The following is a 25,114-nucleotide window of genomic DNA, read 5'->3' on the forward strand; positions in this document are numbered from 1 at the left end:
CACCGCCGTGATTGCGCAGGGCCAGTAATCACGGCCCTTAGCGCAGTCTTTCCAGAGTTTAATCACAGACTTATCCACAGGCTTGCGCACATGCATTCGCCTGTTTTGCCATGGCCATAAAAAGGTTGACAAACGAACCCCCAGCAACTGGGAAAAGGCCTGATCAAAAAACAATCACAGGCCTGCAAGCCACGGTTTTAAAGGCTCTCAGCCAGCTACTCCCACGTTATTCACAGCCGGCTCCACAGCAAACGGGGACAAGTCAAAACTGTGGAAAAACAGCGATTTGCAGCGTCTATATGTCGCGCTTTGGCAGGTTGGGGATTTTGTTTTCCACAATTTCGGGAATGGCGTGGATCGTGATGGATTCTGGATACAAAAAAGCCCCGGGACTGGCGTCTCGGGGCTCTGTATCGCTGTGGAAAACCTGAAAACTCAGTGCCCGCCGAGATAGGCGTTACGCACCTCCTCATTCACCAGCAGTTCCTTGCCGGTGCCCGTCAGGCGGATCTCGCCGTTGACCATCACGTACGCCCGGTCGGACAGTTTCAACGCATGGTTGGCGTTCTGCTCGACAAGGAAAATGGTCATGCCGGTTTTCGCCAGTTCCCGCAGGGTGGCGAAGATCTGTTTCACCACGATCGGCGCCAGCCCCAGGCTCGGCTCATCCAGCAGCAACAGCTTGGGACGGCTCATCAGCGCCCGGGCGATGGCGAGCATCTGCTGTTCGCCGCCGGACATGGTCATTGCGCGCTGAGTGCGACGCTCTTCAAGCCGCGGGAACAGCTCGAACATGCGCTGCATGTCTTCCTTGGCGTACTTGTCGCCAATCGGGATGGTGCCCATCAGCAGGTTTTCCTCGACGGTCATGTCGGGGAACACCCGCCGCCCTTCCGGCGACTGCGCGATGCCGTTGGAGGCGATGTAGTGCGATGACTTGTGGGTGATGTCCACGCCTTGATAAACGATCTGTCCGCCTGCCGCCCGTGGCTGGCCGAAGATCGACATCAACAGTGTCGACTTGCCCGCGCCGTTGGAGCCGATCAGGCTGACGGTTTCCCCTTCGTTGATCTGCAGCGAGACGCCTTTGAGGGCCTGGATCGGGCCGTAGAACACGTCCAGATCCTTGAGTTCGAGGATGGGTTGCGTCATACGACTTCCTCTTCGTCGGCGCCCAGGTAAGCCGCAATCACCTTCGGATCGTGGCGGATAGCCTCCGGACCGCCCTCGGCGATGACGATGCCGTGGTCCAGCACCACGATGTGATCGGAAATGCTCATTACCATGCCCATGTCGTGTTCGATCAGCACCACGGTCAGATCGTGCTCGTCGCGCAGCAGCCGGATCATCGCGCTCAGCGCTTCGGTTTCCTGAGGGTTGAGGCCGGCGGCCGGTTCGTCGAGGCAGATGATCTGCGGCCGAGTGCACATGGCCCGGGCAATCTCCAGACGGCGTTGCTGGCCGTAGGACAGTTCACCGGCCAGACGGTTGGCGCAGTCCACCAGATCCACCACTTCCAGCCAGTAGAACGCGCAGTCCAGCGCATCGCTTTCGGCCTTGCGATAGCCCTTGGTGTTGAGGATGCCGGCCAGCATGTTGCGGTTGACCCACATGTGCTGGGCCACCAGCAGGTTTTCCAGCACCGACATTTCCTTGAACAGGCGAATGTTCTGGAACGTCCGGGCCAGACCCGCGCGGTTCACCAGGTGGGTGCCGCCGAACATCTTGTAATACAGGCGACTGGCGAAGTTTTTCGGCGAGACGAAGTCGGTCGGCTTGAACGACTCGCCCAGCAACTTGATGACGTTGGTCTGCTGGCCGCGCACGTTGAGTTCGATCTTGCCGCCGGAGGCTTTATAGAACCCGGTCAGGCAGTTGAACACCGTGGTCTTGCCGGCACCGTTGGGGCCGATCAGGGCGAAGATCGAGTTGCGTTTGACCTTCAGGCTGACGTCGCTCAAGGCCTTGATGCCACCGAAGTGCATCATCAGTTTTTCAACAGAGAGTACGACTTCACTCATGGCGCAGTCCTCTCATAGTGAATGGCACCTTTGCGTGGAGTGACCCCGGTACGGCTGATGCGGATCAGCCCGCGAGGTCGCCAGATCATCATCAACACCATCAGGATCCCGAACAGCAGCACACGATATTCGGCGAAGCCGCGCAGCAGTTCCGGAGCAACCGTCAGCACGAACGCTGCGATCACCACACCGATGGTCGAACCCATGCCGCCGAGCACGACGATGGCGAGGATCAGCGCCGATTCGAAGAAGGTGAACGAGGTCGGGTTGACGAAGCCTTGGTAGGTAGCGAAGAACACACCCGCCAGACCGGCGGTGGACGCTCCGATGGTGAACGCCGAGAGTTTGACCAGCACGTGGTTGAGGCCCATCGAGCGGCAGGCGATCTCGTCTTCACGCAGGGCTTCCCAGGCGCGACCGACCGGCATCTTCACCAGACGATGCTTGATGTACAGCACGGCCAGCACCACCAGGAACAACACCGCATAGATGAAGTAATACTTCACGTCCGGGTTGTAGGCGATGCCGAAGAACTCGTGGAACGGCACCCCGCCATCCTTCGCCCGCTTGCCGAACTCCAGGCCGAAGAAGGTCGGCAGTGGTGCCGGCATGCCGTTCGGGCCGCCCGTCAGGGACAGCCAGTTGTTGAGGATCAGACGGATGATTTCACCGAAACCGAGGGTCACGATCGCCAGGTAGTCGCCGTGCAGGCGCAACACCGGGAAACCGAGGATGCAACCGGCCAGCCCGGCAGTGATTGCCGCCAGCGGCAGCACCGTCCAGAAACCCAGGCCGAGGTACTGATAACCGAGCGCCAGACCGTAAGCGCCGATGGCGTAGAACGCCACGTAACCGAGGTCGAGCAGGCCGGCCAGACCGACCACGATGTTCAGTCCCAACCCCAGCAACACGTAGATCAACCCGAGGATGACCACGCCCAGCAGGTAGGAGTTGGAAACAAACGGCACGGCCACGGCCAGTACGATCAGCAGCGGGATGATCCAGCGCAGCCTGGATTTGTGATCGGCGGGCAGCACATGCACGCCGGAACCGGTGCTCTCGAATCCTTCGAGGATTTTCAGGCCCTTGGGGGTTTGCAGGAACAGGCTCAAGGCAAACCGGCCGGCCATGACGATGGCAATGATCCACGCCACGCGGGTCGGTTCGAGGTTGAAGCTGTAGCCGTCGAGTACCACGCCGACAATCGGCCCGAACACGATCAGGGCAATCAGACCGGCGAGAATCGCCTCAACCAGGCTTTTTTTGACATCAATGGATTTTGTAGTGGTTGAAGACATCGCTTACACCTTCGACACAAGAGGACGGCCCAGCAGGCCCTGAGGCCGGAAGACCAGAACAAGTACGAGCAGCGAGAAGCTGAACACGTCTTTGTAGTCGGAGTTGACCAGGCCCGAGAACAGCGACTCGGAGATCCCGAGGATGATCCCGCCGAGCATGGCGCCAGGCAGCGAGCCGATCCCGCCGAGCACCGCAGCGGTGAACGCCTTGATGCCGATGACGAAGCCTGCGTAGAAGTCGAACGTGCCGTAGTTCATGGTGATCAGCACGCCGGCCAGGGCCGCCATCGCTGCACCGATGATGAACACATAGGAAATCACCCGGTCGGTGTTGATCCCCAGAATCGAAGCCATCTTGCGGTCTTGCTGGGTCGCGCGGCACATGCGGCCGAGCTTGGTGTACTTGATCACGTAGGTCAGCAGGCCCATCCCGACGAAGGCGGCAACGAGAATGAAGATCTTGGTGTAGGTCAGTTGGACGAAGCCTGAGCCGACGTCGATGCGCCAGGCGCCGGTGAGCAGCGTCGGAACACCCTGTTGGCGGGCGCCCTGGCTGATCTGGGCATAGTTTTGCAGGATCAGGGAGATACCGATGGCGCTGATCAGCGGTGCCAGTCGGGTGGAGTTGCGCAGTGGTTTGTAGGCGATGCGTTCGATGACCCAGCCATACACCCCCGTGACGACGATGGTGAAGACCAGTGTGCCGAGCATCAGCAGCGGGAAGGATTCGATACCGAAGTAAGCCAGCAGAGCCAGACTGATTGCCGCGAGGTAAGCGGAAATCATGTAAACCTCGCCGTGGGCGAAGTTGATCATGCCGATGATGCCGTAGACCATTGTGTAGCCGATGGCGATCAGGCCATAGACCGACCCGAGGGTCAGGCCGTTGACCAGTTGCTGCAGGAAAATACCATCCATAACGCAATCTCACGCAGTGAGAACCTGCACACCCTGAGGCGCGCGGTTCTTCTAGGAAAAATACAGATGTACGTCGGAGCAATGTCAGCCACGACCGGGCTGGCCCCCACAGAATTTCTGCAGAGGTCAGCCGATCGCGTCAGCCCTTACTTCTGTTTTTCCAGCTGGTGATATTTGCCGTCCTTGTCCCACTGGTAAACCACGTAGTCGGAGACTTTCAGGTCGCCCTTGGCGTCCCAGGTCTTCTCGCCCATCACGGTTTTCACAGGGTTGGCTTTCAGCCATTTGGCAGCGTCTTCGCCCTTGTTGGACTTGGCGCCGTTGAAGCCCGCAGCCAGTGCCTGAACCGAAGCGTAGGCGTACAGGGTATAGCCTTCAGGCTCGGTGCCGGCCTTGCGGAAGGCATCCACTACAGTCTTGCTTTCCGGCAGCAGGCGCGGATCGGCGCCGAAGGTCATCAGCACGCCGTCGACGTATTGCGGGCCGCCAGCGGTGGTCACCAGTTCGTCGGTCACGATGCCGTCGTCAGACATGAACTTCACGTCTTTCAGGCCTTCGGTACGCAGTTGCTTGACCAGTGGACCGGCTTCCGGGTGCAGGCCGCCGAAGTAGACCACGTCGGCACCGGCCGCGCGGATCTTGGTGACCACGGCGCTGAAGTCTTTCTCGCCACGGGTCAGGCCTTCGTACAGCACCGGCGTCACGCCGCGCTTGGTCAACTGTGCCTTGGTCGCATCGGCCAGGCCCTGACCGTAGGTGTCCTTGTCGTGCAGCACGGCCACTTTCTTGCCCTTGAGCACGTCGACGATGTAGTCGCCGGCGACGATGCCTTGCTGGTCGTCACGCCCGCACATACGGAACATGGCGCTCAGACCGCGCTCGGTCACTTGCGGGTTGGTGGAACCCGGGGTGATCGCGATGATGCCGGCTTCGTCGTAGATCTCCGACGCAGGAATGGTGGAGGACGAGCAGAAGTGGCCAACCACACCGGCGACTTTCTGGTTGGTGAGGTCCTTGGCGACCGTCACCGCCTGTTTCGGTTCGCAGGCGTCATCACCTTTGACCAGGACGATTTTCTCCCCGTTGACGCCGCCCGCCGCGTTGACCGCATCGGCCGCCGCTTGTGCCCCCTTCATGTACTGCTCGCCAAATGCCGCGTTGGCGCCAGTCATAGGGCCCGCCACACCGATTTTCACATCAGCTTGTGCAAACGCAGAAACACCCAGCGCAGTAGCCACTGCGAGGGCCAGAAAGCCTTTCTTGTAAAACGTCTGGGACATGAGGTGGTGCTCCAAGGTTTTTTTTAGTTGGCACTGCGACTTCACTGGATTGCTCAGAGCAAGGGCCGTGCCATCGGTTTTTTATTCTTCAAAAAGTCGCTGCTTTCTTGTTATTTCGACTGTTTCGTTCCCATTTTCATTGGGCGTGCAACCGTCTAAACCGCGGAAGGTGAAACCATTTATTTTTTCAGGCGCAACCCGCACGCGCCATCATTGCAACCGCGGCGCCAAACGACGTGCAACCAGCCTGTAACAGCCCGCGTCACCGAACTGCACACTGCTGGTGCGGGACTGCTACAACCCGCACCATTACAGGCTAGTCGCTACGCCGAAAAGCGCCGCTTCACGCAACATATTTCAACACTCAAATGACAATGCGCAGGCACTGGCCCGCGTGATACAGCGAGAACCCGGCCTCGTACAGACAACTGCGCAAACCCACGCCCGCCAGGGGCTGCATCGGTGCAAAGGGAATCGGCAACGCCTGAGGATTTCCGTTACACAGGTAGTCGGCGAAGGCTTTGCCGACCACGGTGCCGGTGGTCACGCCACGGCCGTTGTAACCGGTGACGGCCACCAGTCCCGGCGCGGGCTCGAACAGGCGCATCAAATGATCGGGAGTAAAAGCGATGCGCCCGGTCCAGGTGCATTCCCACTCCACAGGTTTGAGGTTGGGGAAGTAATGCTGCTGCACCCGGTCGGCCCAGGCCTTGAGGAACCAGGTCGGTTTCTGATTGCCGTTGCCAAGGCTGCCCAGCAACAGACGCCCGTCCTTGTCGCGACGGATGCTGCTCAGCACCTGGCGGGTATCCCACGAGCCCTGACCGCCCGGGAGGATTTCATGAGCAGCGTCTTCGGTGAGCGGCACCGAAGCGACCTGATAGTAGTAACCGGGGAAGAAATTGCGTTTGAGTTCGGTCCAGTCGCCTTCGGTGTAGGCGTTGGAAGCGATCACCACTTGTTCGGCGAGCACCGAACCCTGCTCGGTCTGCACCGACCATTGCTGGCCCTGACGCTCAAGGCGCGTGACCGGGGAGTGATCGAACATCTTTCCGCCAAGGCTGATGACAGCGTTGGCCAGCCCGGTGACATAAGCCATCGGGTTGAGCGTGCCGGCACGCCGGTCGAGCAACGCGGCGGCAATCTTCTGCGTCCCGGTCGCCTGTTCACAGGCCTTGCCGGTCAGCAGTTCGACCGGCGCACCGCGGCGTTTCCACTGTTCTTCGCGACTGCGCAGATCCGCCTCACCCTTGGCGTTGTGCGCCATGTGCAGGGTGCCTTCGCGGCGCAACTGGCAATCGATGTTGTATTTATCCACGAGGCTGAACACCAGCGCCGGCGCCGCACCGAGCATGCGGTTGAGCTGACTGCCGACGGCCTCGCCGAACCCGGCCTCGATCTCGTCCGGCGGAATCCACATCCCGGCGTTGACCAGGCCGACGTTGCGCCCGGACCCGCCATGCCCGGCGCGATGGGCTTCGAGCACGCAGACGCTTTTGCCCTTTTCCAACAGATGCAGCGCCGCCGACAACCCGGTAAACCCGGCGCCGATCACGCAGACATCGACTTTGACCTCGCCCCTGAGCGCCGTGTTATCCGGTCGTTGCGGCGTGAGTTTTTCCCACAGACATTCTTCGCGTAACGGCATTGCCAGACTCCAACAGAAACCTGCCAAACACACCAAAATGACCGTTCCCACGCAGAGCGTGGGAACGGTCGATAGCTTTGAGAAAACTGTCAGTCGAACGTAATGCCCTGCGCCAGCGGCAACTCCAGCGAGTAGTTCACGGTGTTGGTCTGCCGGCGCATGTAAGCGCGCCATGCATCCGAGCCCGACTCGCGACCACCACCCGTCTCTTTCTCGCCACCGAACGCGCCGCCGATTTCAGCGCCGCTCGGGCCGATGTTGACGTTGGCGATGCCGCAGTCACTGCCGACTGCCGACATGAATTTCTCGGCCTCGCGCACATCGGTGGTGAAGATGCACGACGACAGACCTTGCGGTACCGCATTGTTCAGGCGCAGCGCCTCTTCGAAGTCGTTGTAACCGACCACGTACAGGATCGGCGCGAAAGTCTCGCTGCACACCACGTCGCTCTGCTCCGGCATTTCAACGATGGCCGGCGACACGTAGTAGGCGTTGGGGAATTGGTCTTCCAGTTGGCGCTTGCCGCCGAACACCCGGCCGCCCTCGCTCAGCGCTTGCTCCAGCGCGTCCTGCATGTTTTCGAAGCTGTGTTTGTCGATCAGCGGGCCGATCAGGTTGCCTTCCAGCGGGTGACCGATACGGACCTTGGAGTACGCGGCTTTGAGACGGGTGACGATTTCTTCTTTCACCGATTCATGGGCGATCAGGCGACGCAAGGTGGTGCAACGCTGGCCGGCGGTGCCGACGGCGCTGAACAGGATGGCGCGCACGGCCATGTCCAGATCGGCGCTCGGGCCGAGGATCATCGCGTTGTTGCCGCCCAGTTCGAGAATGCTGCGGGCGAAACGTGCGGCGACTTTCGGCGCCACTTCGCGGCCCATGCGGGTGCTGCCGGTGGCGCTGATCAATGCGACACGCGGGTCATCGACCAGCGCTTCGCCGGCATCACGACCGCCGATGATGACTTGGCAGAGATTGGCCGGGGCATCCGTGAAGTTCTTCACCACGCGATCAAACAACGCCTGACAGGCCAGTGCGGTCAGCGGGGTTTTCTCCGAAGGTTTCCACACCACCGGGTTACCGCAGACCAGCGCCAGCGTGGTGTTCCACGCCCAAACCGCGACCGGGAAGTTGAACGCACTGATCACGCCGACCACGCCCAGCGGGTGCCAGGTTTCACGCATGTGGTGGCCCGGGCGCTCGGAAGCGATGGTCAAGCCGTACAACTGGCGGGACAGGCCGACGGCGAAGTCGCAGATGTCGATCATCTCCTGCACTTCACCCAGGCCTTCCTGAGTAATCTTGCCGGCCTCCCAGGAAACCAGTTCGCCAAGATCATTCTTGTACTCGCGCAGCACTTCGCCGAACTGGCGCACCAGCTCGCCGCGACGCGGGGCCGGCACCTTGCGCCATTGTTCGAACGCATGATCTGCGCGACTGATGTGCTGCTCGACTTCGGCCGGGCCTTCCCAGTTCACGGCGGCGATGCGGCTGCCGTCGATGGGCGAATGCACCGGCACTTTGCCGTTCTGGTACAGGGCCGGGTTCACACCAAGACGATCAAGCAATGCGGCAACCATGGGTCACTCCTCAAGCAAAAAACTGAATGTGTGCGGGCGCGTTTTCACGACCGGGCAGACCTTTAGTTGTAGCGTCAGGAAGGCTGTGCAACAAACGACCTTTACGCGAGATATCATTCCGTTTATTCATGCTGCGCAGAAAGACAAGAAAAGGATCGCCCATGCTGAACAAACGCCACTTGCCGTCGATCACCGCGTTGCAGTGCTTCGAGGCCGTGACCCGGCACCTGAGTTTCACCCGGGCCGCCGAGGAACTGAACCTGACCCAGAGCGCCGTCAGCAAGCAGGTGGCGCAACTCGAAGAATTGTTACAGCACTTGTTGTTCCGTCGGGTACGCCGCCGTTTGCAGATGACCCCGGCCGGCGATTTGTACCTGGTGGAAGTACGAAAAATCCTGACCCAGGTCGAGATGTCGACCCATTACCTGCGTTCCTACGGCGGCGAGACCGAAGTCCTGCGCGTCTCCACACCCTCGACCTTCGGCGCACGCTGGCTGGTGCCGCGCCTCAAGGGCTGGCGCCTGCGCCATCCGTCGATTCATCTGGACCTGTGCAACGAGCAGGAGGCCGATGACTTGCTGCAAGGGCGCAGCGACCTGGCGTTCTATTTCGGCCAGGGTTCACGTCCCGGCACCGAATGCCTGAAGTTGTTTGGCGAGGAACTGGTGCCGGTCTGCGCACCGAGCAGTCTGCCGGACACTCCGTTGACTGATCCAACGCAACTCACCGATCTGGTGCTGCTGCAGAATGCTTCGCGCCCACAGGCGTGGCACGACTGGTTCGACAGCCAGGGCTACCAGACCGAACACAGCTACCACGGCCCGCGTTTCGAAACCTTTTATATGTGCATCCGCGCCGCGCAGGTCGGCTGCGGCGTCGCCCTGTTACCAAGGTTTCTGGTGGAAGAGGAATTGGCCGACGGCAAACTGGTCATTCCCTGGCAGCATGCAATGCCCAGCACCGATGCGTATTACCTGGCCTACCCGGAACACGCGGCGGAAGTACCCAAGGTGCGGGATTTCGTGAAGTGGATGCTGGAGCAGATCGACAGTCCTGATGCGGTCTGAGGCTCAGCGCCGGGATAAAAATCGCTGGCAATCCACACCCCGGATATGAGCCACTAGCGCCATTGATTGATACCGCGCCAACGCGCGGTCCGCCTGGAGACCCCGTTATGAGCGAGAGTGTGTTTGCCGATCGCATCGTGCAGAACCTGCTCGACACCGACTTCTACAAACTGACGATGATGCAGGCGGTGCTGCACAACTACCCCAACGTCGAAGTCGAATGGGAGTTTCGTTGCCGTAACAGTGAAGATCTGCGCCCGTATCTGGCGGAGATCCGCTTCCAGGTCGAGCGTCTGGCCGAGTTGAGCCTGAGCGCCGATCAGTTGAGTTTCCTTGAGCGCATCAGCTTCCTCAAACCTGACTTTCTGCGATTCCTCGGCCTGTTCCGCTTCAACCTGCGCTACCTGCACACCGGCATCGAGAACGGCGAACTGTTCATCCGTCTGCGCGGGCCGTGGCTGCATGTGATTCTGTTCGAAGTGCCGCTGCTGGCGATCGTCAGCGAAGTGCGCAACCGCTATCGCTACCGAGAAACGGTGCTGGAACAGGCCCGCGAACAGCTTTACCGCAAGTTCGACTGGCTGACGGCCAACGCCTCGACCGAAGAATTGTCGCAGTTGCAGGTCGCCGATTTCGGCACACGCCGGCGGTTTTCCTACCGCGTGCAGGAAGAAGTGGTGAACGTGCTCAAGCATGATTTCCCCGGGCGTTTCGTCGGCACCAGCAACGTGCACCTGTCCCGCGAACTGGACATGAAACCGCTGGGCACCATGGCCCACGAATGGATCATGGCCCACCAGCAACTCGGCCCGCGACTGATCGACAGCCAGATTGCCGCACTCGATTGCTGGGTTCGCGAGTACCGCGGCCTGCTGGGGATCGCCCTGACCGACTGCATCACCACCGATGCCTTCCTCGGTGATTTCGATCTGTTCTTCGCCAAGCTGTTCGACGGCTTGCGTCATGATTCCGGGGATCCGGTGCAGTGGGGCGAAAAATGCATCGCTCACTATCACAAGCTCGGCATCGACCCGATGAGCAAGACCCTGGTGTTCTCCGACAGCCTGACGCTGCCCAAGTCGCTGGAGATCTTCCGCGCGCTGCGCGGTCGGATCAATGTCAGCTTCGGCATCGGCACCAACCTGACCTGTGACATTCCGGGTGTCGAACCGATGAGCATCGTGCTTAAAATGACCGCCTGCAACGGCCAACCGGTGGCGAAGATCTCCGACGAGCCGGGCAAGACCCACTGCAAAGACCCGAATTTCGTCGCCTATTTGCGACACGTTTTCCAGGTTCCTGCCGTTTCCAGCCTTTCTAGCAAGGAGTGAATTCATGCAAGCCGTACAGCGTGAGATTGCTGAACAGCTCAACGTTCAGCCGCCGTTCGCCGATTACCAGGCCCTCGAAGCGGAAGTCGCCCGACGCATCACCTTCATCCAGGATTGCCTGATCAATTCCGGGCTCAAGACCCTGGTGCTGGGCATCAGCGGCGGTGTCGACTCGCTGACCGCCGGGCTCCTGGCCCAGCGCGCCATGCGTGAACTGCGCGAGCGCACCGGCGACAACGGCTACAAGTTCATCGCTGTGCGCCTGCCGTACGACGTGCAGTTCGATGAACACGACGCCCAGGCCTCGGTGGACTTCATCGCCCCGGACGAACGCCACACCGTCAACATCGGCCCGGCAGTGAAATCCCTGGCCGGCGAAGTCGCAGCCTTCGAAGGCAAGCACGCAGTGTCGGTGGATTTCGTGCTCGGCAACACCAAGGCGCGGATGCGCATGGTCGCTCAGTACACCATCGCCGGCGCGGCCCATGGCCTGGTGATCGGCACCGACCACGCGGCGGAAGCGGTGATGGGTTTCTTCACCAAGTTCGGTGACGGCGCCTGCGACCTGGCCCCGCTCAGCGGTCTGGTGAAAAACCAGGTCCGGGCCATCGCCCGCAGCTTCGGCGCACCGGAATCGCTGGTGGAAAAAGTGCCGACGGCGGACCTGGAAGACCTGTCGCCGGGCAAACCGGACGAAGCCTCCCACGGCGTGACTTACGCCGAGATCGACGCCTTTCTGCACGGCGAGCCGGTGCGTCAGGAAGCGTTCGACATCATCGTCAACACGTACAAAAAGACCCATCACAAACGCGTCATGCCGTTTGCGCCTTGATGTCATGTGTAAAAGTGAGGCGCTTGTTCAAAGCGCCTCACTCAGCACAGGTCAGAAAGCTCGCTTCGATTACAAAAGCCACCGCTGAACTCTGTCACACGATATATACAATCCAGCTCTGCGAACGCTTTCCGTCAACCTCCGCCTGAAAGTAACGCTCACCCTCCGGCAGTTCTTCCAGCGTTACCTTCCATTTCCCTGCTGGATCCGTGGTCACTTTCCCACGGGGGAGAAAATCATCTTCGATGGTTACTTCCGCTAGACGATAGGCTTCGCCATAGACAATCAGTGTCCGATCAGAGGTTTTACCCTCCTGTTCGATCAAATTGTCCTTCAAATCCGTGACTTTGGTAATTTTCAGCTGAACGTTATCGGTCATGACCATCTCCTTCTTTCTCATGTCGCACGACAAGCACGACGTCCGGAGATTTGAGCCTCGAAGCAAACCTGCGTCTACTGTCAGAACTAACAGGTTCAGAGCAGAACCCGACAAACGGTTCAGACATAAAAAAAGCCACTGTAGCGAACTACAGCGGCTTTTTGCTGACAGGTGGCTCTGAAACTTACTTCAGGGTCACGGTGCCTTTCATCATCGAGATGTGGCCCGGGAACGAGCAGAAGAAACCGTAATCGGTGCCGGCTGCCAGTTTCGATACGTCGATGGTCAGCGAATCTTTCTCGCCGGCGCCAATGATCTTGGTGTGGGCGATGACGCGCTCGTCACCGTCCTTCAGGTAGTTCTTGTCGATGCCCGCGGCCAGGCCGTCAGTGGCAATCGGCTGCATGTCAGCGGTCTTGCTGACCACCAGGTTGTGGCCCATGACGTTCTTCGGCAGGCTGCCGGAATGGGTCAGTTCGACGGTGAAAGTCTTGCAGCTCTTGTCGATCACGATCTCCTTGGTGGTGAAGGACATCTGGTCGGTGGAGTCAACGGTGGTTTTGCACTCGGCAGCCATCAATTGGCTGCTGGCCAGCGCCAGCAGGGATACCGCAACAACTTTGGAAAACATGGTGAATCTCCAAGGCAGGGTTAACAAAAACACGAATGGGGGAAAGACTGCCTGAAATCTTCGCAAGTTCCTATGACTTGAGTCAAAAATTGTATACAACTTTCAGGCTATGACACTCATCGAAACAATCTAACAGCCAGACGATTGGCCGGGCCGTATCTTCAGGGCTCAACTCTCATCTGGAGCATCAGTCATGTCCTTCAACAGTCTGTTGTGCAGCCTGCTCGCCGCCTACGCCTGTGGCGCCAGCGGCACCTATGAAACCCCGAAACGCGAAGTCTAGCCCTTGGATCAAGGCGTGCCAGCCATTACCCTGTGACGGATTGACCCAGGAGGAAGGCATGTCTCTCACATCCGTTTGTGTATTTTGCGGTGCCAACGCCGGCACCACCCCGGCGTACACCGAAGCCGCCATCGCCCTCGGCAAAGCCATTGCCGAGCGCAAACTGACGCTGGTCTACGGCGGTGGCGCTGTCGGCCTGATGGGGATTGTCGCGGATGCCGCACTGGCGGCCGGCGGTGAAGTGATCGGCATCATTCCGCAGAGCCTGATGGACAAGGAAATCGGTCACAAGAGCCTGTCGCGCCTGGAAGTGGTCGACGGCATGCACGCCCGCAAGGCGCGCATGGCCGAACTCAGCGATGCGTTCATCGCCCTGCCAGGTGGCCTCGGCACGCTTGAAGAGCTGTTCGAAGTCTGGACCTGGGGCCAACTCGGCTACCACGGCAAGCCGCTGGGCCTGCTGGAAGTGAACGGTTTCTACAGCAAACTCACCGAATTTCTCGATCACATCGTCGGCGAAGGCTTCGTTCGCGCACCGCACCGTGACATGCTGCAAGTGAGCGAATCGCCGCAATCGCTGCTCGATGCTCTCGACCAGTGGCAGCCGACCGTCACGCCAAAGTGGGTCGACCAGAAACCCGGTTAACCCCCGGGCACCGATACAGGGCAGAATACGCGCCGCTCAACCTCACCTTCGACCCAAGAGGATCGCCCATGGCCAAACCCAATTACTCCTTCGCCAAGCGTCAACGTGACCTGGCCAAGGAACAGAAGAAAGAGGAAAAGCTTCAGCGCAAGAAGCAGATGGCTGAAGAAGCGGCACTGAACCCTGACGGTGAAGTGGCGACCGATGATGATGTTGATGCACCGAAAGACCCGGCGCCCGACGCCTGAGCAACACCGCAGGACCACTGAACGCAAAACCTGCAGGAACGGGCTTGCCCGCTCCTGCAGTGTGTTTCATGACTCATTCAGTGGCATCACCGTGACCCTGACCTCGGGATCATGACTCCCCCCTCCCAGAATCACCCCGCGCAACGGCGACACATCGGAGAAATCCCGGCCCCAGGCCAGGGTGATGTGCTCCAGTGCCGGTTGCACATTGTTGGTCGGATCGAAATCCACCCAGCCCAGCACCGGGCAAAACACCGACACCCAGGCATGGGACGCATCGGCGCCGATCAATCGCGGCTGCCCCGGTGGCGGTCGTGTCAGCAGATAGCCGCTGATGTAGCGCGCCGCCAATCCTCGGGAACGCACGCAGGCCAGCATCAGGTGGGCAAAGTCCTGACAGACTCCGCGCCGCCGCTCCAGCACCTCGACCAGCGGAGTCGCGACTTGCGTCGCCTCGGCATCGAAGGTGAACTCGTCGAAGATCTTTTCCATCAACGCCTGCACGCCCAGCAGCAACGGTCGCCCAGGCGGAAAACAGCTTTCGGAGAACTCGACGAAACTGCGTTTCAAGTGAACGTAGGGTGACTGAAACCGGTAGCGACAAGCCTCCAGCAGCTCAGCGGACAACGGTTGACTGCTGTAGGTCAGCGCATTGCGCGTCAATTCCCAGGCCGGTGACAGATTGAAATCCAGCGCCGGCCGCGCCAGCACCTCGACCGTCAGCCGTGCGTTGACCTGCAATTCATCATGAGGCCGTTCGAACGCCAGACGTGTCAGCGGATTGCCGAACACATCCTGTTCGTCACGACGTGCGGTCGGCTCCGGACTGATCAGTAATTGCTGCTCGGTGCAGCGCTGCCAGGCACATTCCCGGGGCCACAGGTGCGCGAGTTGCTGCGCCAGCGAGACCGGGCTGTCGTAGTGATAGCAGGTGTCGTGGAGGATCTGGTAGTGGGCATTCATCAGACGGACACCGTGCGCTGGCTGACATCATCGACATGGGCGAAATGGCGCAGGGCCAGACGATCGGACACCTGGCCGCTGGCGTCGGCGATGTCTTGCAGCAGATCCGCCAGCCCGTCGAGGGCCGCGCGTACGCTGGATTCGCCGAACAGGGGATTTTCCAGACACCCCAGGTCGAAGCGCGCCAGACGCTCGACCAGTTCTGGCAACCCGGCCTCCCTCGGCACACCGAAATCATCGTTCAGACGCTTGAGGGTGCGCGTCACCAGTTTCAACTGGAACAACACCGCATGGGGGTTCTGCTCGTCCAGCAGCAACAGGTCGAGCACCGGAATCAACTGTGCCACCGCCAGATAGCGCGAACGATAGGTGATGCTGCTGTTGCCCAGTTCCAGCAACCACTCAAGCCCCGCTTGATCGAACGCCCCGGCGCCGCGCAGGAAACCCGCGAGACTGCTACTGAGAAATTGCAGACGCTCGATGCGCCGGCCGATCATCAGGAAGCGCCAGCCTTCGTCGCGGGTCATGTCGTCGAGGGCAAACCCGGACAGCGCCGCCAGCGACATCACCAGCCGGTTGAGAAAATCCAGCAGCTCGCCGAAGTCCGGCTCGTCGGTGTCCAGTTCCGTCGCCTCGCGCTGCAACTCCACCAGCGCCTGCCAGTTCTCCCGCGAGAGCTTGCCGCGCACCTGCGACGCCGCCCACTGCAAGCGTTGCAGGTTGGAACGCAAGCTGAACGACCAGTCCTCGCCGAGCAAAGCCGCGAGCAGGCGCTCCGGCAACTCGCCTTCGTCTGGCAGCAGCATCAGGCGCTCACCGAGCTCCACGGCAGCCTGCAGAGCCTGTGGATCATCACCGTCGACGTACCGCGCCAGCATGATCCGCAACAACCGCGCGCTGTCGTCGCAACGCTCGCAGTAACGGCCGAACCAGAACAGGTTTTCCACCACCCGCGACGGCAGATAGGGATCGCGCCGCACCAGATCAGGCACACCGATGTTGCGCTGCGCCTTCCATTGTTCACCGCTTGGCGGCCGATCACCCAGCACCCAGGTGTCCTTGCTCGCACCACCGCGCTGCATCGACACCACTTCGGCATCGGCTTCGGCCGCCACCCGGGTCAGGCCACCGGGCAGCACTCGATAGCCGTCGCGACTGGCCACCGCATACATGCGCATGCCGATGGCTCGCGGTTGCAACTGGCCGTCCTCGGGCTGCCAGATCGGCGCGTGGGACAGTTGCGCAAGTTCTTGCGCGACATAGGCATAAGGCCGGGCCTGCATGCGCTCGGCGAGACTCTGGCGCTGTTTTTCGCTCAAATCACGTCCGAAAACGGGCGCAAAACTCTGGGATGGGAAAGCCGGTTTGATCAGCAGCTCCGGCAATTTTTCCAACGCCTGGGCCAGCACCGGCGCCTCCCCACACCACCAGGTGGCGATGGAGGGCAGGATCAGTTCTTCGCCGAACAGGTACTGATTGATCTTCGGCAAGAAACCCAGCAGCCCCGGCGACTCCAGCACGCCGCTGCCCAGCGCGTTGGCCACCAACACCCGGCCCTGACGCACGGCCTCAAGCAGCCCGGGAACGCCCAGCGCCGAATCCGTGCGCAGTTCCAGCGGATCGCAGAAGTCATCGTCGAGCCGACGCATGATCGCGTGAACCCGACGCAGGCCACTGAGGGTTTTCAGGTAGACCGTGGCATCGCGCACCGTCAGGTCACCGCCCTCCACCAGCGGATAGCCGAGCTGGCGCGCGAGATAAAGATGTTCGAAATAGCTTTCGTTGAAACGCCCCGGGGTCAGCAACACCACCAGCGGCGCGTCATCGTCGCAGGGTGCCTGACGGGCCAGGGTTTCCTGCAAGGTACGGAAGAATCCGGCCAGATGCTGCACTTTCAAGTCCCGGTACAGCTCGGGGAAGGCCCGGGACACGATGGTGCGGTTTTCCAGCGCATAGCCGGCACCGGACGGCGCCTGGGTACGATCCGCCGTCACCCACCAGCGCCCGTCCGGCGTGCGCGCCAGATCCACGGCATACAGATGCAGAAAGGCCCCGTCCGGTGGCGAGATACCCTGACAGGGCCAGAGGAAGTTGTTGTGGCCGAACACCAGCTCCGCCGGCAGCAACCCTTCGCTGATCAGCCGCTGCGGACCGTACAGATCCGCCAGCACCGCATTGAGCAGGCGCGCGCGCTGGGCGATCCCGGCCGACAGCTGTTGCCACTCGTCAGCGGCGATCACGTGGGGCAGCAGGTCGAGTTCCCACGGACGATCCGCGCCCTTGGGGTCGGCATAGACGTTGTAGGTGACGCCGTTTTCCTGAATCTGCCGGGTCAGCAATGCCTGACGCTGCACCAGTTGCGTCGGGGTGCTGCGCTGCAATTGGTCGAACAGCCGCTGCCAGTGCGGACGCACCGCCCCGCCAGCATCGAGCAGTTCGTGGTAAGTGCCCGCCGTCAGCGGGTAGCGGTCAAGCAGGTCAGGCATGGAAAGCTCGGCAGCCAGCAAGGAACGGTCAGACTAACGCAGGCACATGACGCCCGGATATACGAAAAATCCGGGCGTCGCGTACGATCTAAAAGCGTCGCAAATCGAGAGTCATCGGTAGCTCGTCGTTCGTTTCGACAATGGGTATAGGAAGTTTCCCCGGCGTGTGCCCGATGCGGAAGAAACGCGCCATGCGCCGGCTCTCCGCTTCGTTGGCGTTGACCGGCAACGTCTCGTAATTACGCCCGCCCGGATGCGCGACGTGGTACTGACAACCGCCCAGCGAGCGCTGCATCCAGGTGTCGAGCAGGTCGAACACCAGCGGCGCATGCACCGGGATCGTCGGTTGCAGGCAGTTGGCCGGTTGCCACGCACGGAAACGCACACCGGCGACAAACTCGCCGACCCGCCCGGTCGGTTGCAGCGGTACCGGGATGCCATTGCAGGTCAGCAGATAACGCTGCGGCGGCAGCCCCGTGAGCTTGACCTGCAGACGCTCCAGCGATGAATCGACGTAACGCACCGTGCCGCCCGCCGCGCCCTCCTCGCCCAGCACATGCCAGGGCTCAAGGGCCTGACGCAACTCCAGCTCGATGCCGTTGACGGCGTAATCGCCGACCTTGGGAAAGCGAAACTCCAGATGCGCCGCAAACCATTCGGCACGCAGCGGATAACCGGCATTGTTGAGTTCGACGATGACGTCGGCAAAGTCCTGCTCGATGAAGTGCGGCAGCAGGAAGCGGTCATGCAACTCGGTGCCCCAGCGCGCCAGCTTCGGCGGTGCATAGGGCTCGCGCCAGAACCGCGCCACCAGTGCCCGCAGCAACAGCTGCTGAGCCAGGCTCATGCGCGCATGGGGCGGCATTTCGAATGCACGCAACTCCAGCAGACCGAGACGCCCGGTGGCGCCGTCCGGTGAATACAGCTTGTCGATACAGAACTCGGCGCGGTGGGTGTTGCCGGTGACGTCGATCAGCAGATTGCGCAGCAAGCGATCCACCAGCCATGGCGCGCACGCTTCTCCCGGCGCCGGCATCTGCGCGAAGGCGATTTCCAGCTCGTACAGCGAATCGTTGCGCGCTTCATCGACTCGCGGTGCTTGAGAGGTCGGACCGATGAACAGACCGGAAAACAGGTAGGACAGCGACGGATGGTTGTGCCAATAGCTGATCAGGCTGCGCAGCAGATCCGGGCGGCGCAGGAACGGGGAGTCCGCCGGCGTTGCTCCGCCGAGTACGAAATGGTTACCGCCACCGGTGCCGGTGTGTCGCCCGTCGATCATGAATTTCTCGGTGGACAGTCGGGTCTGGCGCGCCTCCTCGTACAGGAACTCCGTACGCTCGACCAACTCGTCCCACGTCGCGGACGGCTGGACGTTGACCTCGATCACGCCGGGATCCGGCGTAATGCGGAAGTTGCTCAGGCGCGGATCGCTCGGCGGCTCGTAGCCTTCCAGCAGCACCGGACAGTGCAGTTCCTCGGCAGTGGCTTCGATGGCGGCCACCAGCTCCAGATAATCCTCGACCCGCTCCAGCGGCGGCATGAACAGATACAACCGGCCTTCCCGTGCCTCGGCGCAGAACGCGGTGCGGGTCAGCCAGTCGGCGGATTCGTCGATCTTTGGCGCCCGTTCATCCGCCGCAGCCGGCGCATCATGGCGATTGAGTTGCGCAGTGTCGGGCAGTTCGGGGAAGTCCTGATTCGGGTCGTTCGGATGAATGAACGGATACTCCGCCGCCTTCACCCAAGGCTGCGAACCCAATGGCAGGCGATAACCGAGCGGTGAATCCCCCGGCACCAGCCGGCAATGCTCATCCCGCAGATACCAGCGCCCGCTCTGCCATTGATCGCCCTTGGCGGTGCGCGCCAGCGGCAGCACCTGACCGATGACCTTGTCCAGCCCCTGACTGAACACCTTGCGCAGTCGCGCACGTTCCAGCGGTTCCTCCAGACGCGAGTCTTCGGCGCTGACGTTGCTCGGCAAGGCACCCTCGCGCCAGAGGTAATAGAAATTGTCTTCGTAGGCCGGAAACACAAAACGTGTCGGCAGTTTCAGGCGTTCGGCGACACTCGCCAGAAAGCGCCCGGCCAATGCGCCATCGGCGCCGTAATCCTGTTGCTCATCGGCGATCAACGCGGTGTTGTGCCAGATTGGCAGGCCGTCGCGGCGCCAATAGCAATTCAGCGACCAGCGCGGCAGTTGCTCGCCCGGATACCACTTGCCCTGACCGAAATGCACCAGCCCTTTTGGCGCGTAGTGTTTGCGCATGCGCTGGAACAGTTCGGCGGAGAGCCGACGCTTGTCCGGGCCCAGCGCGGCAGTGTTCCATTCGGCGCCATCCGGGTCGTCGATGGACACGAAGGTCGGTTCGCCGCCCATGGTCAGACGCACATCGCCTTCCAACAGGTCGGCATCGATCTGCCGGCCCAGCGCCTGGATTGCCAGCCATTGGTCATCGGTGTAGGGCTTGGTGACCCGAGGCGCTTCCCAGATCCGCTCCACGGACATTTCGTGGCTGAACTCACATTCGCAAGGCTCTACCAGACCACTGATCGGCGCCGCCGAGGACGGATCAGGACTGCAGGCCAACGGGATATGCCCTTCACCGGCGAACAGCCCCGATGTCGCATCGAGGCCGATCCAGCCGGCGCCGGGCAAGTACACCTCGCACCAGGCATGCAGATCGGTGAAGTCCACTTCGGTGCCGGACGGGCCGTCGAGGCTTTTCACGTCGGCGGTCAGTTGTATCAGGTAACCGGAGACGAAACGCGCCGCCAGCCCGAGATTGCGCAGCAGTTGCACCAGCAGCCATGCCGAATCGCGGCAGGAGCCGGAGGCGTGTTCGAGGGTGTGCTCCGGGGTTTGCACGCCCGGTTCCATGCGGATCAGGTAATTGATGTCCTCGCTCAGGCGCTGGTTGAGCGCCACGAGGAAATCCACCGCCGGCAGCGGCGTGCGGTCGATGGCGTCCAGATAGGCCTTGAGTTTTGGCGTCAGCGGCAGGGTTTCGAGGTACGGCGCCAGTTCCTTGCGTTCATCGGCGGCGTAGGCAAAAGGGATTTTCTCGGCGTAGGGCTCGAGGAAAAAGTCGAACGGGTTGAACACCGCCATCTCGGCCAGCAGGTCGACCTCGATCCGCAGCTCGGCGGTTTTCTCGGGGAACACCAGTCGTGCGAGGTAGTTGCCCTGAGGGTCCTGCTGCCAGTTGATGAAGTGCTGCTCGGGCGAGACTTTCAGCGCATACGACAGAATCCGCGTGCGGCTGTGGGCAGCCGGGCGCAGACGCACGATCTGCGGGCCGAGTTCGACAGCGCGGTCGTAGCGGTAATGCGTGACGTGATGCAATGCGACATGAATCGACACGGCGTGCCTCCTGCGAGCCTAAGCGTATTCGAAAGCGCGCAAGACTTATGCCATGCAGAGGCTTGGGCGCTTTCCCGAAATGCTCAAGGCAGTACAGCACCAAAATCGGGCGATGCGGTGAAATGGTTTGGCACAGTTGCACGCAAATGTTGCGAAGAACCCCTCCCCCTGACCCTCTCCCGTGATCGTTCCCACGCTCTGCGTGGGAACGATCAGCGAAATGCAAAAACGCCAACCCGAAGGTTGGCGTTCTCTTTAGCGCGGTACGACCGGCTTGCGTGCCGGTTTCGGCCCTTTGCCTTTCGCGGCTTCCTTGCGCTCCTTGGCGGCCTGCTGGTTGCGGGCGAATGCCGCAGCCTTGGCCTGCTCACGCTTGTCCCACGGATTACCGCCGTCGCTGGCGCGGGGTGGCAGACCGGTGTGCTGGGTGAGGATCTTGGTGGTCTTCTCTTTTACGTCCTTCGCCACTTTATGGCTGCCGGACGGCGTCGAGTTCTTGCGACGGGCACTCTGGTAGCTGTCGGTGGCCGGCTGATGCGTCGGGATCAACTGGTTCTTGCCCGGCCCGATCAGGTCGGCGCGGCCCATGCGGATCAGCGCTTCACGCAGCATCGGCCAGCCTTTCGGGTCGTGATAACGCAGGAACGCCTTGTGCAGACGACGCTGCTCCTCGCTCTTGACGATGGTCACGCCGTCGCTCTTGTAGGTGACCTTGCGCAGCGGGTTCTTGCCCGAGTGGTACATCGCGGTGGCGGTGGCCATCGGCGAAGGATAGAACGCCTGCACCTGGTCGGCACGGAAGCCGTTGCCCTTGAGCCACAAGGCGAGGTTCATCATGTCTTCGTCGGTGGTGCCCGGGTGCGCGGCGATGAAGTACGGAATCAGGTACTGCTCTTTCCCCGCTTCCTTGGTGTACTTCTCGAACATGCGCTTGAAGCGATCGTACGTGCCGATCCCCGGCTTCATCATCTGATTGAGCGGACCTTCCTCGGTGTGTTCCGGGGCGATCTTCAGGTAACCGCCGACGTGGTGGGTCACCAGCTCTTTGACGTACTCCGGCGACTCGACCGCGAGGTCGTAACGCAGGCCGGAGGCAATCAGGATCTTCTTCACACCCGGCAACGCACGGGCGCTACGATACAGCTGGATCAGCGACGAGTGGTCGGTGTTCAGGTTCGGGCAGATGCCCGGGAACACGCAGGACGGCTTGCGGCACGCGGATTCGATTTCCGGGCTCTTGCAGGCGATGCGGTACATGTTCGCGGTCGGGCCGCCGAGGTCGGAAATGACGCCGGTGAAACCCGGCACCTTGTCGCGGATCTCTTCGATTTCGCGAATGATCGACTCTTCGGAGCGGTTCTGGATGATCCGGCCTTCGTGCTCGGTGATCGAGCAGAAGGTGCAGCCGCCGAAGCAGCCACGCATGATGTTCACCGAGAAGCGGATCATGTCGTAGGCCGGGATCTTTTCCTTGCCGTACGCAGGATGCGGGATACGTGCGTAAGGCATGCCGAACACGTAGTCCATTTCTTCGGTGGTCATCGGAATCGGCGGCGGGTTGAACCAGACGTCGACTTCGCCGTGTTTTTGCACCAAGGCACGGGCGTTGCCCGGGTTGGTTTCCAGGTGCAGCACACGGTTGGCGTGAGCGTACAGGACCGCATCACCACGCACTTTCTCCATCGACGGCAGGCGGATCACGGTCTTGTCACGCGTCATCTTCGGGCTGGCCAGGATCTGCACGACCTTGGCTTCTTCCGGATCTTCAACCGGCCCCTTCTCTTGCTCGATGGCGCAAGCCTGAGTGTCCTGGGTGTTGACGTACGGGTTGATGATCTTGTCGATCTTGCCCGGACGGTCGATGCGCGTGGAGTCGACTTCGTACCAGCCCGCAGGGGTGTCGCGACGGATGAAAGCGGTGCCACGGACATTGGTGATGTCTTCGATCTTGTGACCGTAGGACAGACGCTGGGCGACTTCGACAATCGCGCGCTCGGCGTTGCCGTACAGCAGGATGTCGGCGCTGGCGTCGATCAGGATCGAGTTGCGCACGCGATCCTGCCAGTAGTCGTAGTGGGCGATGCGGCGCAGGGAGGCTTCGATGCCGCCGAGCACGATCGGCACGTGCTTGTAGGCTTCCTTGCAGCGCTGGCTGTAGACCAGGCTCGCGCGATCCGGACGTTTGCCCGCCATGCCACCCGGGGTGTAGGCGTCGTCAGAACGGATTTTCTTGTCCGCGGTGTAGCGGTTGATCATCGAGTCCATGTTGCCGGCCGCGACGCCGAAGAACAGGTTCGGCTCGCCGAGCTTCATGAAGTCGTCTTTGGACTGCCAGTTCGGCTGGGCAATGATCCCGACGCGGAAGCCTTGCGACTCCAGCAGCCGGCCGATGATCGCCATGCCGAACGACGGGTGATCGACGTAGGCATCTCCCGTCACAATGATGATGTCGCAGGAATCCCAGCCGAGCTGATCCATCTCCTCCCTGCTCATCGGCAGGAATGGCGCCGGCCCGAAACATTCGGCCCAGTATTTTGGATAGTCAAATAACGGCTTGGCTGCTTGCATGTCGATGACCGGTGTTGAGGTGAAAAATCGCGGGCGCGGAATATAGCACAAAAAATAACCAATTCCGACGGCTGTGGTCGGAAATATCAGGAGCACTCAGACGACGGAGCGCTTACTCGTCGTCGTCGAAGTTATAGCTGCCCGGCGCAAGGTTTTCGAAGCGTGTGTATTTGCCGATGAAGGCCAGGCGGATGAAGCCGATCGGGCCGTTCCGCTGTTTGCCGATGATGATTTCGGCGATGCCCTTGTGTTCGGTTTCCGGGTGATAAACCTCGTCCCGGTACACGAACATAATGACGTCGGCGTCCTGCTCGATCGCTCCGGATTCCCGCAAGTCGGAGTTCACCGGACGCTTGTTGGGACGTTGTTCCAGGGAACGGTTGAGCTGCGACAGGGCAACCACCGGGCAGTTGAATTCCTTGGCCAGGGCTTTCAGGGATCGAGAGATCTCGGAAATCTCGTTGGTCCGGTTGTCACCGCTGGAGCCGGGAATCTGCATCAGCTGCAGGTAGTCGATCATGATCAGGCCGACATCGCCGTGCTCGCGTACCAGACGCCGGGTCCGGGCGCGCATCTCCGACGGACTGATGCCGGCGGTGTCATCGATGAACAGCTTGCGGTCGTTGAGCAGGTTGACCGCCGAGGTCAGGCGTGGCCAGTCGTCGTCTTCCAACTGACCGGAACGCACCTTGGTCTGGTCGATACGACCGAGGGACGAAAGCATACGCATGATCAGCGATTCACCTGGCATCTCGAGGGAGTACACCAGAACCGCCTTTTCACTGCGTAGAACGGCGTTTTCCACCAGGTTCATCGCGAAGGTGGTCTTACCCATCGACGGACGGCCGGCGACGATGATCAGGTCGGACGGTTGCAGGCCGCTGGTCTTCTCGTCGAGGTCGGTGTAGCCAGTGGACAGGCCGGTGATCGCGTCGGCGGTGTTGAACAGGGTGTCGATGCGGTCGATGGCCTTGGTCAGCAACTCGTTGACGCCCACCGGGCCGCCGGTCTTCGGCCGCGCCTCGGCAATTGCGAAGATCTGCCGCTCGGCTTCGTCGAGGATCTCTTCGGCGGTACGGCCTTCAGGGTTGAAGGCGGCGTCGGCGATATCGTTGCTGATGCCGATCAACTGGCGCAACGTCGCACGCTGGCGGACGATTTGCGCATAAGCCTTGATGTTGGCGACGGACGGTGTGTTTTTCGCCAGTTCGACCAGATACCCAAGACCCCCGACTTGCGAAGTCTGACCTTCCTTGTCCAGTTGCTCGGAAAGGGTCACGACGTCGATCGGCGAGTTCTGATCGGCGAGTTTGGCGATCGCACGGAAGATCAGACGGTGGTCATGCCGGTAGAAATCGCCGTCGGAGACTTGATCAAGCACGCGTTCCCAGGCGTTGTTGTCCAGCATCAGACCACCGAGTACAGCCTGTTCGGCCTCGATGGAATGCGGCGGCACCTTCAGGGATGCGGTTTGCAGATCGTATTGCTCGGGAGCGGAGATTTCGTTCATGGCCACTTTTTATTCAGGAAAAGCAGGGATTACAGAAAGACAAAGGGCACGACCTGTAAAC

The 25,114-nt window shown here is 61.1% G+C and carries 19 protein-coding genes; 5 read left to right on the forward strand and 14 right to left on the reverse strand.

Annotated elements, in window-relative coordinates:
• Positions 1–435 precede the first annotated feature (435 nt).
• The 7 genes from AC07N4_RS19500 to amaB form a co-directional block, all read right to left on the reverse strand.
• Positions 436–1,152, reverse strand: coding sequence for an ABC transporter ATP-binding protein (locus tag AC07N4_RS19500; RefSeq protein WP_096819796.1), 717 nt, complete (start codon positions 1,150–1,152; stop codon positions 436–438).
• Positions 1,149–2,021, reverse strand: coding sequence for an ATP-binding cassette domain-containing protein (locus AC07N4_RS19505; RefSeq protein WP_096819797.1), 873 nt, complete (start codon positions 2,019–2,021; stop codon positions 1,149–1,151). The genes AC07N4_RS19500 and AC07N4_RS19505 overlap by 4 nt, the downstream gene beginning before the upstream one ends.
• Positions 2,018–3,319, reverse strand: coding sequence for a high-affinity branched-chain amino acid ABC transporter permease LivM (livM, locus tag AC07N4_RS19510; RefSeq protein WP_096819798.1), 1,302 nt, complete (start codon positions 3,317–3,319; stop codon positions 2,018–2,020). The genes AC07N4_RS19505 and livM overlap by 4 nt, the downstream gene beginning before the upstream one ends.
• A 3-nt stretch (positions 3,320–3,322) precedes the next feature.
• Positions 3,323–4,237: an ABC transporter permease subunit gene (locus tag AC07N4_RS19515; RefSeq protein ID WP_007950661.1), complete on the reverse strand. Its 915-nt coding sequence runs from the start codon at positions 4,235–4,237 to the stop codon at positions 3,323–3,325.
• A gap of 146 nt (positions 4,238–4,383) precedes the next feature.
• Positions 4,384–5,517, reverse strand: coding sequence for an ABC transporter substrate-binding protein (locus tag AC07N4_RS19520; RefSeq protein WP_096819799.1), 1,134 nt, complete (start codon positions 5,515–5,517; stop codon positions 4,384–4,386).
• Positions 5,518–5,881: 364 nt separating this feature from the next.
• Positions 5,882–7,165, reverse strand: a complete 1,284-nt coding sequence (gene amaA, locus AC07N4_RS19525) for an L-pipecolate oxidase (RefSeq protein ID WP_493065805.1) — start codon at positions 7,163–7,165, stop codon at positions 5,882–5,884.
• Between the two features lie 89 nt (positions 7,166–7,254).
• Positions 7,255–8,745: an L-piperidine-6-carboxylate dehydrogenase gene (gene amaB, locus AC07N4_RS19530; protein ID WP_493065806.1), complete on the reverse strand. Its 1,491-nt coding sequence runs from the start codon at positions 8,743–8,745 to the stop codon at positions 7,255–7,257.
• 161 nt (positions 8,746–8,906) lie between these two features.
• Here amaB and AC07N4_RS19535 point away from each other — a divergent pair, with 161 nt between their 5' ends.
• From AC07N4_RS19535 to nadE, 3 genes are all read left to right on the forward strand, one after another.
• Positions 8,907–9,812 carry a LysR family transcriptional regulator gene (locus AC07N4_RS19535; RefSeq protein ID WP_007950669.1) on the forward strand — a complete coding sequence of 302 codons (906 nt, stop codon included), beginning with the start codon at positions 8,907–8,909 and terminating at the stop codon, positions 9,810–9,812.
• 107 nt (positions 9,813–9,919) lie between these two features.
• Positions 9,920–11,143 (forward strand): nicotinate phosphoribosyltransferase, encoded by a 1,224-nt coding sequence (gene pncB, locus AC07N4_RS19540; RefSeq protein WP_102620123.1) that lies wholly within the window; start codon positions 9,920–9,922, stop codon positions 11,141–11,143.
• Between the two features lie 4 nt (positions 11,144–11,147).
• Complete coding sequence (nadE, locus tag AC07N4_RS19545; RefSeq protein WP_493065807.1) at positions 11,148–11,975, forward strand: NAD(+) synthase; 828 nt, start codon at positions 11,148–11,150, stop codon at positions 11,973–11,975.
• Positions 11,976–12,069: 94 nt separating this feature from the next.
• On the opposite strand, the gene AC07N4_RS19550 is transcribed toward nadE, so the two are convergent.
• Positions 12,070–12,354, reverse strand: coding sequence for a hypothetical protein (locus AC07N4_RS19550; RefSeq protein ID WP_102620124.1), 285 nt, complete (start codon positions 12,352–12,354; stop codon positions 12,070–12,072).
• Positions 12,355–12,538: 184 nt separating this feature from the next.
• Positions 12,539–12,985 carry an azurin gene (gene azu / locus AC07N4_RS19555; RefSeq protein ID WP_493065808.1) on the reverse strand — a complete coding sequence of 149 codons (447 nt, stop codon included), beginning with the start codon at positions 12,983–12,985 and terminating at the stop codon, positions 12,539–12,541.
• Between the two features lie 341 nt (positions 12,986–13,326).
• Here azu and AC07N4_RS19560 point away from each other — a divergent pair, with 341 nt between their 5' ends.
• Both AC07N4_RS19560 and AC07N4_RS19565 read left to right on the forward strand, forming a co-directional pair.
• Complete coding sequence (locus AC07N4_RS19560) at positions 13,327–13,914, forward strand: cytokinin riboside 5'-monophosphate phosphoribohydrolase (protein ID WP_102620126.1); 588 nt, start codon at positions 13,327–13,329, stop codon at positions 13,912–13,914.
• A gap of 68 nt (positions 13,915–13,982) precedes the next feature.
• A complete protein-coding gene (locus tag AC07N4_RS19565; protein ID WP_085732676.1) occupies positions 13,983–14,162 on the forward strand; it encodes a hypothetical protein in 180 nt (59 codons plus the stop codon).
• A gap of 66 nt (positions 14,163–14,228) precedes the next feature.
• On the opposite strand, the gene AC07N4_RS19570 is transcribed toward AC07N4_RS19565, so the two are convergent.
• From AC07N4_RS19570 to dnaB, 5 genes are all read right to left on the reverse strand, one after another.
• Entirely contained in the window at positions 14,229–15,125 is an 897-nt protein-coding gene (locus tag AC07N4_RS19570; protein ID WP_102620127.1) for a transglutaminase family protein, read from the reverse strand.
• Positions 15,125–17,611, reverse strand: a complete 2,487-nt coding sequence (locus tag AC07N4_RS19575; protein ID WP_102620128.1) for a circularly permuted type 2 ATP-grasp protein — start codon at positions 17,609–17,611, stop codon at positions 15,125–15,127. The genes AC07N4_RS19570 and AC07N4_RS19575 overlap by 1 nt, the downstream gene beginning before the upstream one ends.
• Before the next feature lie 88 nt (positions 17,612–17,699).
• A complete protein-coding gene (locus AC07N4_RS19580; RefSeq protein WP_493065809.1) occupies positions 17,700–20,975 on the reverse strand; it encodes a transglutaminase family protein in 3,276 nt (1,091 codons plus the stop codon).
• A 255-nt stretch (positions 20,976–21,230) separates the two neighbouring features.
• On the reverse strand, positions 21,231–23,543 hold the full coding sequence (locus AC07N4_RS19585) for a YgiQ family radical SAM protein (RefSeq protein WP_493065810.1): 2,313 nt from the start codon (positions 23,541–23,543) through the stop codon (positions 21,231–21,233).
• Positions 23,544–23,655: 112 nt separating this feature from the next.
• A complete protein-coding gene (dnaB, locus tag AC07N4_RS19590) occupies positions 23,656–25,053 on the reverse strand; it encodes a replicative DNA helicase (protein WP_096819810.1) in 1,398 nt (465 codons plus the stop codon).
• Positions 25,054–25,114: the final 61 nt, after the last annotated feature.

It is taken from the genome of Pseudomonas sp. GW821-FHT09E04 (assembly GCF_059416185.1).

Excerpts from the sequence above, each read along its gene's own strand:
- azu (WP_493065808.1), bottom strand. The coding sequence starts at position 12,985 with ATGTTTTCCAAAGTTGTTGCGGTATCCCTGCTGGCGCTGGCCAGCAGC.
- amaB (WP_493065806.1), bottom strand. The coding sequence starts at position 8,745 with ATGGTTGCCGCATTGCTTGATCGTCTTGGTGTGAACCCGGCCCTGTAC.
- dnaB (WP_096819810.1), bottom strand. The coding sequence starts at position 25,053 with ATGAACGAAATCTCCGCTCCCGAGCAATACGATCTGCAAACCGCATCC.
- AC07N4_RS19535 (WP_007950669.1), top strand. The coding sequence starts at position 8,907 with ATGCTGAACAAACGCCACTTGCCGTCGATCACCGCGTTGCAGTGCTTC.
- AC07N4_RS19585 (WP_493065810.1), bottom strand. The coding sequence starts at position 23,543 with ATGCAAGCAGCCAAGCCGTTATTTGACTATCCAAAATACTGGGCCGAA.
- pncB (WP_102620123.1), top strand. The coding sequence starts at position 9,920 with ATGAGCGAGAGTGTGTTTGCCGATCGCATCGTGCAGAACCTGCTCGAC.
- AC07N4_RS19560 (WP_102620126.1), top strand. The coding sequence starts at position 13,327 with ATGTCTCTCACATCCGTTTGTGTATTTTGCGGTGCCAACGCCGGCACC.
- AC07N4_RS19505 (WP_096819797.1), bottom strand. The coding sequence starts at position 2,021 with ATGAGTGAAGTCGTACTCTCTGTTGAAAAACTGATGATGCACTTCGGT.
- AC07N4_RS19575 (WP_102620128.1), bottom strand. The coding sequence starts at position 17,611 with ATGCCTGACCTGCTTGACCGCTACCCGCTGACGGCGGGCACTTACCAC.
- AC07N4_RS19565 (WP_085732676.1), top strand. The coding sequence starts at position 13,983 with ATGGCCAAACCCAATTACTCCTTCGCCAAGCGTCAACGTGACCTGGCC.
- nadE (WP_493065807.1), top strand. The coding sequence starts at position 11,148 with ATGCAAGCCGTACAGCGTGAGATTGCTGAACAGCTCAACGTTCAGCCG.
- AC07N4_RS19515 (WP_007950661.1), bottom strand. The coding sequence starts at position 4,237 with ATGGATGGTATTTTCCTGCAGCAACTGGTCAACGGCCTGACCCTCGGG.
- amaA (WP_493065805.1), bottom strand. The coding sequence starts at position 7,165 with ATGCCGTTACGCGAAGAATGTCTGTGGGAAAAACTCACGCCGCAACGA.
- AC07N4_RS19570 (WP_102620127.1), bottom strand. The coding sequence starts at position 15,125 with ATGAATGCCCACTACCAGATCCTCCACGACACCTGCTATCACTACGAC.
- AC07N4_RS19520 (WP_096819799.1), bottom strand. The coding sequence starts at position 5,517 with ATGTCCCAGACGTTTTACAAGAAAGGCTTTCTGGCCCTCGCAGTGGCT.
- livM (WP_096819798.1), bottom strand. The coding sequence starts at position 3,319 with ATGTCTTCAACCACTACAAAATCCATTGATGTCAAAAAAAGCCTGGTT.
- AC07N4_RS19500 (WP_096819796.1), bottom strand. The coding sequence starts at position 1,152 with ATGACGCAACCCATCCTCGAACTCAAGGATCTGGACGTGTTCTACGGC.
- AC07N4_RS19550 (WP_102620124.1), bottom strand. The coding sequence starts at position 12,354 with ATGACCGATAACGTTCAGCTGAAAATTACCAAAGTCACGGATTTGAAG.